Origin of the sequence: Aquimixticola soesokkakensis (genome assembly GCF_900172375.1) — a bacterium.
Classification (GTDB): Bacteria; Pseudomonadota; Alphaproteobacteria; order Rhodobacterales; family Rhodobacteraceae; genus Aquimixticola; species Aquimixticola soesokkakensis.
In genome coordinates, this window is record NZ_FWFS01000005.1 from 176005 (window position 1) to 188511 (window position 12507).

The 12507-nt window shown below is 62.6% G+C and carries 12 protein-coding genes; 6 read left to right on the forward strand and 6 right to left on the reverse strand.

Features of this window, described 5'->3' with window-relative positions:
- Positions 1–3 precede the first annotated feature (3 nt).
- The 4 genes from AQS8620_RS08035 to dusB form a co-directional block, all read right to left on the reverse strand.
- A complete protein-coding gene (locus AQS8620_RS08035; RefSeq protein WP_085836425.1) occupies positions 4–2295 on the reverse strand; it encodes a sensor histidine kinase NtrY-like in 2292 nt (763 codons plus the stop codon).
- Positions 2296–2625: 330 nt separating this feature from the next.
- On the reverse strand, positions 2626–3999 hold the full coding sequence (locus AQS8620_RS08040; RefSeq protein ID WP_085836332.1) for a response regulator: 1374 nt from the start codon (positions 3997–3999) through the stop codon (positions 2626–2628).
- 121 nt (positions 4000–4120) lie between these two features.
- Complete coding sequence (locus AQS8620_RS08045; protein ID WP_085836333.1) at positions 4121–5194, reverse strand: two-component system sensor histidine kinase NtrB; 1074 nt, start codon at positions 5192–5194, stop codon at positions 4121–4123.
- The gene (gene dusB, locus AQS8620_RS08050; RefSeq protein ID WP_085836334.1) at positions 5191–6249 is read right to left on the reverse strand and encodes a tRNA dihydrouridine synthase DusB; all 1059 of its coding nucleotides are present in this window, start codon (positions 6247–6249) and stop codon (positions 5191–5193) included. Before dusB ends, AQS8620_RS08045 begins: the two co-directional genes overlap by 4 nt.
- 271 nt (positions 6250–6520) lie before the next feature.
- On the opposite strand from dusB, the gene AQS8620_RS08055 reads away from it, so the two are divergent.
- From AQS8620_RS08055 to AQS8620_RS08070, 4 genes are all read left to right on the forward strand, one after another.
- The gene (locus AQS8620_RS08055; RefSeq protein ID WP_085836335.1) at positions 6521–7780 is read left to right on the forward strand and encodes a bifunctional 2-C-methyl-D-erythritol 4-phosphate cytidylyltransferase/2-C-methyl-D-erythritol 2,4-cyclodiphosphate synthase; all 1260 of its coding nucleotides are present in this window, start codon (positions 6521–6523) and stop codon (positions 7778–7780) included.
- A gap of 42 nt (positions 7781–7822) precedes the next feature.
- Entirely contained in the window at positions 7823–8323 is a 501-nt protein-coding gene (locus tag AQS8620_RS08060; RefSeq protein ID WP_085836336.1) for a phosphatidylglycerophosphatase A family protein, read from the forward strand.
- On the forward strand, positions 8320–8817 hold the full coding sequence (locus AQS8620_RS08065) for a CinA family protein (protein WP_085836337.1): 498 nt from the start codon (positions 8320–8322) through the stop codon (positions 8815–8817). Before AQS8620_RS08060 ends, AQS8620_RS08065 begins: the two co-directional genes overlap by 4 nt.
- A 322-nt stretch (positions 8818–9139) precedes the next feature.
- Positions 9140–9472, forward strand: a complete 333-nt coding sequence (locus AQS8620_RS08070) for a hypothetical protein (RefSeq protein ID WP_143267475.1) — start codon at positions 9140–9142, stop codon at positions 9470–9472.
- Here the strand turns inward: AQS8620_RS08070 and AQS8620_RS08075 are convergent, their stop codons facing one another.
- Positions 9473–9946: a type II toxin-antitoxin system RatA family toxin gene (locus AQS8620_RS08075; RefSeq protein WP_085836339.1), complete on the reverse strand. Its 474-nt coding sequence runs from the start codon at positions 9944–9946 to the stop codon at positions 9473–9475.
- 130 nt (positions 9947–10076) lie between these two features.
- Between AQS8620_RS08075 and AQS8620_RS08080 the strand changes: the two genes are divergently transcribed.
- Together AQS8620_RS08080 and AQS8620_RS08085 are read left to right on the forward strand one after the other, a co-directional pair.
- Complete coding sequence (locus tag AQS8620_RS08080) at positions 10077–10259, forward strand: hypothetical protein (RefSeq protein ID WP_085836340.1); 183 nt, start codon at positions 10077–10079, stop codon at positions 10257–10259.
- Positions 10260–10350: 91 nt separating this feature from the next.
- On the forward strand, positions 10351–11235 hold the full coding sequence (locus AQS8620_RS08085) for a cytochrome c (RefSeq protein ID WP_085836341.1): 885 nt from the start codon (positions 10351–10353) through the stop codon (positions 11233–11235).
- A gap of 135 nt (positions 11236–11370) precedes the next feature.
- Here AQS8620_RS08085 and lipA read toward each other — a convergent pair whose 3' ends face one another.
- Positions 11371–12321 (reverse strand): lipoyl synthase, encoded by a 951-nt coding sequence (gene lipA / locus AQS8620_RS08090; RefSeq protein ID WP_085836342.1) that lies wholly within the window; start codon positions 12319–12321, stop codon positions 11371–11373.
- Positions 12322–12507 lie beyond the last annotated feature (186 nt).

Below are 12507 nucleotides of genomic sequence, written 5' to 3' on the forward strand. Positions count from 1 at the left end.
ACATCATACTGCAAGCTCCTGTTTTTGCACACGCATTTCGGCTTGTTCTAACGAGAGGCGAATTTCCGCCCGCGCGCCGATTTGGGCTGTGCGATCAAGCGGCTGTGCATCCGACAGATGCAGCGTGCCGCCATGTTCCTCAATTATCTTCTTCACGATCGGCAGGCCAAGTCCCGTGCCCTTGTCGCGCGTCGTCACATAGGGCTCGAACAGCCGCGAGCGATCTTGCGGCAGGCCGATGCCGTTGTCTTCAATCACCAACAGCACGCCCGGTTTGCGCAGGCTGTCGCCCTCTTCGGTGAACTCGCAGCGCTCAAGGCGCACGCGAATCCGCTTTTCATGCCCATCAGGAGCGCCCTTTTCATACAGGGTTTCAATGGCTTCTCCGGCGTTCTTGATCAGGTTTGTCAAGGCCTGCCCCATCATGGTCGCATCCACGCTCATCGGGTAGCGCGCCGCATCCGACGAAAACTCGATTTTGACATCGGGCTGGGCGTTTTGCTGCAACAACACCGCGCCCCGCGCCAGTTCGGCCAGATCGTGATCGCGCCGCTCCGGCTCGGGCATCCGGGCGAATTTGGAAAACTCGTCCACGATCCGGCGCAGATCGCCTGTCTGGCGCACGATCACATCGGTCAGCTGTTCCAGCGCGATGGCCTCTTCTTCCCCCAGCTCGCGCCGGAACCGGCGCTTGATCCGCTCGGCCGAAAGCTGGATCGGCGTCAGCGGGTTCTTGATCTCATGGGCAATGCGGCGCGCAACATCGCCCCAGGCCGCAGAGCGTTGCGCGCTGACCAGCGAGGTCACATCGTCGAACGCGACCACATAGCCCTCGGGGTCGCCGCTTTCGCCGCGCCGCAGCGCCATGCGCACCAGCAGGATTTCCTGATGGCCACTGCGCGTCAGGCGCACTTCGTCCTGCGCGGTTTCACGCCCCGAGGCACGCAGCGCGTCAAACAACGGGGCAAATTCCGGCACGGCGACCGACAGGGGTTCGCCCTGCGCGCGGGTCTCGTCGATATCCACCAGCTTGAGCGCCGAGCGGTTTGCCAGCGTGACCTGCCCGGCCACATCCAGACCGATCACCCCCGAGGTGACCGAGCCGAGCACCGAGTCAAACAGGCGACGCCGCGCGTCGATCTGATCGTTGCGCTCGAGCAGCGTCTCGCGCTGGCCTTTGAGCTGGCGTGTCATCTGGTTGAAAATCCGCCCCAGCATGGCGATTTCGTCGTTGCCCTCTTCCTCGATGACCTGCACGTCCAGATCGCCGCCCCCCACGCGTTGCGCCGCCCCCGTCAGACGCCCCACAGGGCGCGCAAGCCGTTCGGCAAACCACAGGCCCAGCCATGTCGCAGCCAAAATGAGGATCAGCGCAAAGCCCAGATAAATCAGCCCGAATTCGAACAGCAGCCGCCCCCGTTCGTTTTCAAGCTGGGTGTAGAGTTTGACCGTCTGTTGCGTGTCGTCCAGCAGGCTCAAAATCGCCCCGTCCACGTCGCGGGTGACGTAGAGATAGCGATCGGCAAATCCGGAAATTTTCATCAGGGCGCGAAATTCATTCACATCCCAATCGCGGATCACCACCACTTCGCCCGCACCGGCGCGGGTGATGTCCGCCTCTGAAGGTTGTTCGTAATCAAAGAGATAGCTGCGTGTGCCGCGCGCGCGGATTTCGCCTTTGCTGTCGATCACATAGGCCTCGCGCAACCCGCGCTGGATCAGCCCCTGCCCCTGGTTGAGCACTTGGCGCAGCTCCCCGTCCGGCAGCAATGTCAGTTGGCGCCGCGCATCGGAAATAAAATTGGACAGCCCGCGCGTGTCGGCCACAAGCGCGTCGCGGTGCTCGGCTTCATAGGCTTCAGCCGCCTGCATCGAGGTGCCCACTACATTGCGCACCCGTTCCGAAAACCACCCCTCAAGCCCGAAGTTCAGCGTCGCCACCGCAAAGACCGCCACCGTCACCGTCGGGATCAGCGCCAAAAGCGCAAAGACCCCGGTAAGGCGCAGGTGCAAGCGCGACCCCGCCGACTGGTTGCGCCGCGCAATCACCATGCGCACAACGCGCTGCGCCACCAGCGAGGCAACGATCAAAACATAGATGAAATCGGCCAGCAACGTGGCCCGCAGCGGCGTGGTCGCAGCCCCCTGATCGAGAGGCCCAAGCACCAGAAAGGTGGCCAGCGCAAGGATCGGTCCCAGCCCGACCACGGCAATGGTGAGAATGTTCTGAAACCGGCGCTGACGGCGCAGGCGGGCAAAGCGCATCATTGCTTCGGTGCGCATCCGCCGCCCCATGCGGGCGCGCGACGGGCTGCGCGCAGCCCCCTCGGCGCGCGCGGTGACATCGCTCTGCGTCGCGGGGAACGCCCCGGGGTCGCGCACGGCCGGATCACCCTGTGTGCCGTCATCCCCTGCCGTATCGGCTTGGTCCTGACCGGCTTTTGCGCGATCCGTCTTTATCCGTGAGGTGTTGACGAAAAGTCGCACCGCAAATTCCTGTTTAACCGCCTGCGAGGCCTCTGGCGTGCCTCTTTTGATCAGGGCCGTGGCGCGCGGGCTGACAAATCTGCCGCACCTGCGACGAATTTCTCACTGCGCCCGAAAAACCACGGCCTTGTTGCGGTTTTACATCAATTTGCGGCGGCGTGTCACCTGAATATCGAGGTCGGTGATCTTTTTGCGCAAGGTATTGCGGTTGATGCCAAGCAGATCAGCACATTTTGCCTGATTTCCGCCAACCGCATCCAGCGCGATCTCGATCAAAGGCGCCTCGACTTCGCGCAAAATGCGCTGGTACAGGCCGGGCGGCGGCAACATGCCCCCGTGCAGGTCGAAATAGCGGCGCAGGTGTTTGGCCACCGAAGAGGTCAACTGTTCGCCCTCGCCCCCGCCCTTGAGCGGCTCCATTGCCGGTTGATTCCCCAGCACGGCCTCGGTTTCGGTGCGGGTAATTTCTTCCTCGGGGGCGGTCACCACCAGACGGCGGATGGTGTTTTCCAACTGGCGCACGTTTCCGGGCCAGCTGTAGGCGCGCACGAGGTCGAGCGCCTCGGGGCTAAAGCGGCGCGGGCTCAGCCCGTCGCGTTCGGCGCGGCCCAGAAAATGCTCTGCCAGCAGCGGGATGTCATCCACCCGCTCGCGCAAGGAGGGCACGTTGATCGTCACCCCGCCCAGCCGGTAAAACAGGTCCTGACGAAAGGCGCCGCTTTCCATTTTGGCACTCAGGTTGGCCTGGGAGGTCGCCATGATGCGCGGCGCGTTATCGGTGAAACTGTCGAGCATCCGCACGATGCGCGCCTGCGCCTCCTCGTCGACATCGCCCACCTCGTCAAACAGGATCGAACCGTTCTTGGCCTTGGAAATGACCGTTGCAGGCCCTTCCATCGTCTGCAAATCGGCAGCAGACACCACGACAAACGGCAGGGTGCGGCGGTCGGAAAAATCGTGGATCGCGCGGGCAATCAGGGATTTTCCCGTGCCGCTTTCGCCCGTGATCAACACCGGAAGATCGGTGTTCATCACCCGCGCCACAAGGCGATAGAGCGCCTGCATCGCCGGGGTGCGCCCCACCAGCGGCAGGTCTTCCTTGGGTTGGACGGGCGCTTTGGCGGTTGAGGGCGCGGGATTGGCGCGGCGTTTGACCTCAAGCGCGCGCGCTGCCCGTTTCATCAAATCCGGCAGATCAAAGGGCTTGGGCAGATAGTCAAAGGCTTCGGCCTCGGCGGCCTGAATGGCCGTCATGATCGTGTTTTGGGCCGAGATGACGATCACGGGCAGGCCGGGGCGTTCCTGTGCGATTTTGGGCAAGGCTTCAAGCCCGTTGCCATCGGGCATGATCACATCGGAGATCACCAGATCGCCTTTGCCCTCTTCGACCCAGCGCATCAGCGTCACAAGCGACGAGGTCGCATGAACCTTGCAGCCCGCGCGGGTCAGCGCTTGGGTCAGGACGGTGCGAATGGTGCGGTCGTCGTCGGCAACAAGAACGGTTCCGTCCATGTTCAGATCTCCTTGGTCACGGCGCGCTGGCAACAGGGCATTTGCGCGAAAGTCTTTAAATACGGGTCACTTGCAGAGGGTTTATCCCCAAAGTGAGACAGTTTTCTGTCAGGCTGTCGGGTCATTTTGCACTGTCCTTGGGCGCAACGGGCAGCGAGATGCGAAAGGCGGTCCGCCCGGGGACACTGTCAACGGAAATCCAGCCCTCATGGTCGGATATGATCTTGGACACCAGCGCCAGACCCAGCCCCGTGCCATTCTCGCGCCCCGACACGAAGGGCTCGAAAATATCGGCGGCGATATCGGGCGGGATACCGGGGCCATCGTCGATGATTTCAACTTGCAACGGCAAGGCGCCGCCCGTCCCGTCCTTGCGCCGCAGCCGCAGCGACAGGTCATAAAAACTGCGCAAGCGGATGGTGCCGCCATTCTGGCCCGCCGCTTGGGCGGCATTCTTGAGCAGGTTCAAAAACACCTGCAAAATCTGGTCGCCATCGACATAGGTTGCGGGCAAGGAGGGGTCGAAATCCTCGACGAAATGCATATTGGCCGCGTAGCCCACTTCGGCGGATTTGCGCGCACGGTCCAGCAGATCGTGGATATTTACCGCGCGCCGTTCGGGCGGACGCAGGTTGCCAAATTGCTCAACCTGATCGAGCAGCGCGACGATCCGGCGGCTTTCGGCCACGATCAGATCGGTAAGTTCCTGATCCTCGGGCGTCAGGCTCATGGACAACAGTTGCGCCGCACCGGTGATGCCGGCCAGCGGGTTCTTGATTTCATGGGCCAGCATTTCGGCCATGCCGATGGCCGAGCGGGCGGAGGATTTGACCGAATGCGCGCGCCCGAGGCGATCTGCAATCTGGCGCGGCTCCATCAAAATGAGGATCGCCCCCGGCAGGCCAAGCAGCGGCGCAAGCTGGATATTGCATTGCACCGGCGCGCTCTGGCCCGAGGAGACATCCACATTGTTGATGAACAAGGGCGCGTTGTCGCGGCGCACCCGCAGAAAGGATTCCTCAAGCGGTGCATCGATTGCCAAACGGTCCAGCACCGGCGTTTCGCGCATGGATTTGGCGGAGGCATTGAGGAAATTTTCCGCCGCCGCATTGAGATCGGCCACCAGATCGGCTGCGTCGATAATCAGCGCAGGGATCGGCAAGGAAGGCCAAAGAGTATCGAAACTGGGAATCATGCGGCAGGCTCGCGATCAGGGGAGGAGGTCGAAGAATCCGCACGCCGTGCGGGTGCGCGCAGATCCGCACCAAGCGCGTCGGGTTGCGAAGACGCGCCAAGCGCGTCGGGGATCAACGCAAAGACTTCGGCGGGGGATTTTGCCGTCAACAGGCGCTTGCGCAGATCGCCACTGGTCGCGGCGGTGTCCATGTACCACCCCAGATGCTTGCGCAGCACTTTGAGGCCCAAATCCTTGCCGTAAAACGACAGCCCCGCCTCATAGTGACCCGCCACCATGTCGGCAAAAGCGCGCCCCTGGGGGATGCGCGGGGCGGGCGCGCCGGTCAGATTTGCAGCGACCTCGGCCAAAAGCCACGGACGCCCCTGCGCGCCGCGCCCGATCATCACCCCATCCGCACCCGATTGGCGCAGCGCGTCGCGCGCCCGCCCGGGCGAGGTGATATCGCCATTGGCCACAACGGGAATGGTGACGGCCTCTTTGATGGCACGGATCGCGGCCCAATCGGCGCAGCCTTTGTAGAACTGACAGCGGGTGCGGCCGTGAATGGTCACAAGCTGAACCCCCGCATCCTGCGCGCGTCGCGCAAGCGTAGGCGCATTGCGCAAGGCATCGTCCCAGCCAAGGCGGGTTTTCAGCGTCACGGGAACCGACACCGCGCCCACCACCGCCTCGATCAGGGTCAGCGCGTGATCGAGGTCGCGCATCAGCGCCGAGCCCGAATAGCCGTTCACCACTTTTTTCGCAGGGCAGCCCATGTTGATGTCGATGATACGCGCCCCGTTGCCCGCAACGATCCGCGCGGCCTCGGCCATCCATTGGGCATCGCGTCCGGCGAGCTGCACGGCGGTGTTTTCCACCCCAAAGCCCAATTCGGCCTTTTCGCGCACGCCCGGTTTGGATTGCACCATTTCCTGACTGGCCACCATTTCCGACACAACAAGGCCCGCGCCAAAAGACGCAACCAGATTGCGAAACGGAAGATCGGTAATTCCGGCCATGGGGGCCAGAAACACCGGAGGGTCCAACGTGAGATCAGCCAGAGAAAGCGGCAAGCGATTAATCCTTAAGCATTCCTTACAGGGCTACTCCGAGTTTTCGCGGAGTTCAAACCCGTTGGCCCAAATTTAAGGCCTCTATTCAGATATGCCTGTAATTTAGGCAGATATCGCGAATGTGCAGGAGGACGGCAAATTTGCGCGCGGCGCTTGTCTGGCGCGGGGCGTTTGCGCCCGCCCCGCCGGCGGGGAGCTTGGCATGGACAGCCCCGCCGCGAGCGCTTAGGAGTTTGGCAACCACCCTCTCACCCGCTTTGGACCGCGTTTCATGACCGATGCCCCGCTTTCGCCCGACACGCCGCACAGGACGCCCGCGCCGCGGGAAACGCCGCTGCGGGCCGCGGTCGTCGTGGCCGCAGGACGGGGACTGCGGGCGGGCGGCGGCCTGGCCAAACAGTGGCGCATGATCGGCGCGCAGCGCGTCATCGACCACACGCTTGCGGCGCTCTCCCCCCATGTCGATCTGATCGTCGTTGTGACCCGCCCCGAAGATGCTGCGCGGATCGCACCGCTTTGTGACGGCGCGCGCGTGATTCAGGTCAACGGCGGCAAGACCCGCGCCGCCTCCGTGCGCGCAGGGCTTGAGGCGCTGGTGGCGCGCAAGGTGGATCAGGTGCTTATCCACGATGCGGCCCGCGCCTGTGTTCCGGCAGTGGTGATCGAAACCGTGGTGCAGGCGCTGGATCACGCGCAGGGCGCGGCCCCTGCCCTTGCGGTGACAGATGCGCTGTGGCGCGGCACCCAGACCCCCGACGGCCCGCGCGTAAGCGGCACGCAGCAGCGCGACGGGCTGTGGCGCGCGCAAACCCCGCAGGGTTTCCATTTTACCGCCATCCTCGAGGCCCATCGACAGGTCGCTGATCTGGGCGCAGATTTGGCCCAAAGCAGCGCGGCAGATGATGTCGCCGTGGCCCGCGCCGCAGGTCTGGATGTGGCCATCGTCGCCGGTCACGAGGATAACTTCAAAATTACGCAGGCAAGCGATTTCGATCGAGCATACGCCCTTCTGGCGCGCTCCGCCCCTGCCACCCCCGCACAGGAGACGGCGATGGATATGCGCGTTGGCACCGGATTTGACGTCCATAGTTTTGTCGAAGGCGACCATCTTTGGCTCTGCGGTCTCAAGATTGCGCATAGCCACGGGCTGAACGGCCATTCCGACAGCGATGTGGGCATGCATGCCCTCACGGATGCGATTTACGGAGCCTTGGCCCAAGGCGACATCGGCCAGCATTTTCCGCCCAGCGATATGCAGTGGAAAGGCGCGCCATCCGATATCTTCCTGCGCCACGCCGTCGATCTGGCGCAAGAGATGGGCTACCGGATTTCAAACTGCGATGTCACGCTGATTTGCGAGCGCCCCAAGATCGGCCCGCATGCCCAAGCCATGCGCGCGCGCCTTGCCCAGATCATGGGGCTTGAGGTCGCGCGCGTCTCCGTCAAAGCCACCACATCGGAAAAGCTGGGATTTACGGGGCGCGGCGAAGGCATTGCCGCGCAGGCCAGCGCCCTGCTGATCAGCCTGTAAGCAGCTGTTTATTCGCAATTTTCAGAACGCAAAGGACCAGTCATGAACGGATTTGCCAAAATGATCGCGACCTTCTTTGGGGTCGGCAACCTGACCCCGGCTCCGGGCACCTGGGGCTCGTTTGTTGCCTTGCCCGTGCTCTATGCGCTGCACAGTCTGGGGGGATTTCCGCTGGTTCTGGTCGCCACTTTGGCGGTGACGCTTCTGGGCATCCGCGCCATCAGCCGATACCTCGAAACCTCGGCCTCCAAAGACCCCTCCGAAGTGGTGATCGACGAGGTGGCAGGCCAGTTCATCGCCCTGTGGCCCGTGTCTTTGGGCGCCACGATGATGGGGGCAGATGTCACCGCCCTGTGGCCCGGCTGGCTCGTCGCCTTTCTGGCCTTCCGCCTGTTTGACATCTGGAAACCGGGTCCTGTGGGCTGGGCGGACCGTCGCGGCGACGCGCTTGGCGTGATGCTTGACGACCTGATCGCCGGGGCCATGGCCGCCGTTGTGGTGATCATCGCCGCCGGGGCCGCGCATGGCCTGATGATGCGATGAGCGGCGCTGACGACATTCGGGCCGACATTCGGGCAGAGGTTTTGGCCCTGGCGCGGGCGGCGGGGGTGAAAATCGCCACCGCCGAAAGCTGCACCGGCGGCCTCATCATCGCCGCCTTGACCGATGTGGCGGGCAGTTCGGATGTGGTGGATCGCGGGTTTGTCACCTATTCCAACGCCGCCAAAATCGACATGCTCGCGGTGTCCGCCGCCACCCTCGAGGCCCATGGGGCCGTCAGCGAATCCGTGGCGCGCGAGATGGCCTTGGGCGCCCTGGCGCGGGCGCAGGCCGATCTCTGCGTGGCCGTGACCGGCATCGCCGGTCCGGGTGGATCCGGGCACAAACCCGAAGGCCGCGTCTGCTTTGGCCTTGCGCGTCGCGGTCAGCCCGCGCAGGTCGAAACCGTTGATTTCGGCCCCTTGGGCCGCGCTCAGGTGCGCGCCGCCACCGTGGCCCATGCGCTGCAGCTTCTGGCACAAAACCTGCGCAGCTGAGCGACCTGTTCGATCGGCCTGCGCAATCAGACAGCGCGACTGGCAACGACAACAGGATGCCCAAAGCGGCGATTGCGCACCGTTTGCATGGCATTTGACGCGCAATCTTGGCCAAAGAAATTAAATTTTGAATGATCTGCAACTGAATCACCACCGTGAAGCGTTACAGTCAAGACAGCAACTGTAGCGAGACCGTAGCATGCCCCAGCCAGAGTCCCGATCAGCGCCCCAATTCACGTCCCTACCAATCCCGAGGCGATTGGCAGACCAGCCCTGCGCTCAGGATATCATCCCCTCAGAGCCACACAAAACCCGCATCGACGTGCCCGATCTCGCCCAGGCCACCGCGTTTTTCGCACAGGCTTTCGGCGCGCGGGTCATGGGCGCGCAAAGCGTGACCTCGCCGGTTCTGGACCTGCCGCTGGGCCAGTCCGAGCGCGTTGAGTTGCGCGAATGCAGCGCCGGCACACGCGCAGGGTCGGCGTTTTCGACGCAGCTTGTCGTCAGCAACCTCTTTGCCGTGGTCGATCGGTTTCGCGCGGCAGGCGGTTATCTGTACCACGGCCCGATGCGCGAAGCCGACCACCACGATCGCCCCGTCTGGGTTGGCCGCTTTCCGTGGGGCGGGTTGGTGGAATTCGTCAGCCGCAGCTGATCAGGCGTAAAGCGCGGCCGCGCGCCGTTCAAATGCACGCACGATACGCTGCATGGCGTCATTGAACACGACCCCGATCACCCCTTGCAAAATGGCGTTTTTGAACTCGAAATCGACGAAGAATTCCACATCGCATCCGCCCCCCTGTGCGGGCGCGAATTGCCAATAGCTCTTGAGATAGCGAAACGGTCCGTCCAGATATTCTGTGTCGATGCGCTTCATGCCGGCCACGTCCCCCGCACCGCTAAACGCGGGCCACAAGGTGACGCGACTGCCGAATTTTTCGCGAAACACTTTGAACGAGATCACCAGATCCGCATCAAGCACACAGTGGTCCTCATGTGGCGTTTGCGAGCGGATGCGCGCGGCCGCGCACCACGGCAGGAACTCCGAATAGCGCGCCACATCCGCCACAAGATCATACATCTGTTCAACGCTGTAGGGCATATGACGGCGGTCGGTGTGGGTCGGCATCGGGTCTCTTTCGGCTGTCGTCTGCGGCCTAGATGTGTCAATCTAACCGCCTGAATTCAAGCCAAGTTGTGCCCCAGCCCGCGCGATTGTGCCACCCAAAACAACCAAAACCGGATAGAAAGCCCCAGCTATGAACCCCATGCACCTCCTGCGCGCCGCGCGTTGGGCGCGCAAACCGCCCTCGGCCAAACGGGTCAAACTGGTGCTCGGCGTGGTCGCGATCTGCCTGGTCCTGGTGGCGATAGAGCATGTCGTCGGCTGGCCGGAGGCCTTGACGATAGAGTCCCCCCGCAAGCCGGTGCTGCCGCGCTGATCGGACCAATCACGAAAATGTCAAAACACGGTTGCGCGCCCCGCAGTCATTCCTGCTAACGTCCGGGAAACTGTTTGATGCAAGAGGTCCCATGCGCCGTATCCTGTTTCCGCTTCTCGGACTTGCCGCTTTCGGCTTTGCCGTCTTTTGGCTTTTGACAATCCCGGCAGCGGAACCCGAAGGCAGTTTCGCAGGCGCGCCAGACCCTGATCTTGCGCGCGGGGAATGGGTCTTTCATGCGGGGGGCTGCGCCTCGTGCCACATGAATAGCGACGATCCAGGCGGCGCGCTTTCGGGCGGAATGGCCCTGGCGTCGGATTTCGGCACATTCTACGCGCCCAACATATCCCCGTCCGTGGCCGGAATCGCCGGTTGGAGCGCGCGCGATCTGTACAACGCGATGCATCATGGCACCTCCCCCGATGGCACGCATTACTACCCCGCCTTCCCCTATACGACCTACATCAACACCACCCCCGAAGACATCGTCTCCTTGCACGCCTATCTGATGACCCTGCCCGCATCCGACAGCCCCTCAAAGCCCCATGATGTCGGCTTCCCCTTCAACCAGCGCCGCCTTTTGGGTGGTTGGAAGCTGCTGTTCTTGCGTGAGGACTGGAGCGTAACGGGTAACCTCTCCGAGCAGGAAACCCGCGGCCGCTACATTGCCGAAGGCCTGAGCCATTGCGCCGAATGCCACACCCCGCGTGGCGCTCTGGGACAACTCAAGCGCGACGACTGGCTGGCAGGTGGCCCCAACCCCGAAGGCGGCACCTACCCCGACATCACCCCAAGCGGGCTGGATTGGTCCCCCGAGGATATCGCCTATTACCTGACATCGGGCTTTACCCCCGATTTTGACAGCGCCGGTGGCCATATGGCCTATGTGATCGACAATCTCGCCCAGCTTCCCCCAGAAGATGTGGCCGATCTGGTTGCCTATCTCAAAGCAGTGCCACCGTCACAATCTGAGTAACGCCCCTTGTTTCTTTCGGATAAAAATACCCAAAATCCGCCCCTTGGAAACGAGAGCGCCATGGGTATTTAGCTCCGAAAGAAACCCCGCGCGGATCGCTCCGGCGGGGTGTGTTTTCTTGGCAATTTTACTCTTTCAAGCGCCGAGTTTTTTCAACCGTGCTTCGCGCAGGCGCGCAAAGTCGTCCCCTGCATGGTAGCTTGAGCGCGTGAGCGGCGTGGCCGAGACCATCAGGAAGCCTTTGTTATAGGCCGTGCGCTCATAGGTGGCGAATTCATCTGGCGTGACGAAGCGGTCAACGCGGTGGTGTTTTGGGGTTGGCTGCAGGTACTGGCCGATGGTGAGAAAATCGATGTCGGCAGCGCGCATGTCTTCCATCACCTGGGTGACGGCTTGTTTGTCCTCGCCCAGCCCGACCATGATGCCCGATTTTGTGAACATTGTGGGGTCCAGTTCCTTGACCCGTTGCAGCAGCCGCAGGCTGTGGAAATAGCGCGCGCCGGGGCGCACTTCGGGATAGAGGCCCGGCACGGTTTCAAGGTTGTGGTTGAACACATCGGGTTTGGCTTTGACCACAAGTTCCAGGACGGAAGGGTCGCAGCGGATGAAATCCGGTGTCAGGATTTCGATTGTCGTGCCCGGAGACTGGCGACGGATGGCGCGGATGGTCTGGGCAAAATGCTCGGCCCCGCCGTCCTCGATATCGTCGCGGTCCACAGAGGTGATAACCACGTGATTCAGGCCGAGCTTCTTGACGGCATCCGCCACACGGCCCGGTTCGAAGACATCCAGCGCTTCGGGCGGTTTGCCGGTGGCGATGTTGCAAAACGAACAGGCGCGCGTGCAGACTTCACCCATGATCATCATCGTCGCGTGGCCCTGCGACCAGCATTCCCCCGCGTTGGGGCACGCGGCCTCTTCGCAGACGGTGGTCAGCTTGTGCTCGCGCATGATGGCGTGGGTTTTCTTGTAGCCCTCCGAAGTCGGCGCCTTGACGCGAATCCAGTCGGGTTTCTTGGGCTGGGCGTTGTCGGGGCGCTTCGCCTTTTCGGGGTGGCGTTGCTCGGGGATTTTCAGGTCACGCATCGCTAAGTCCTCTCGCGCCGCTCCTCGGGCGCCCATGTCGCAATTGCATGTCTTATAGGCAAGGGGGACGGGAATGTCCCGCAAAAACCCTATCGGCTGACACAACCCTGTCATGCGGCATATGCACGTTGAAACGTGCCTTAGAATCGCTCTAAACCCCTCGCCATAGTGCAGATGCAGCATCGC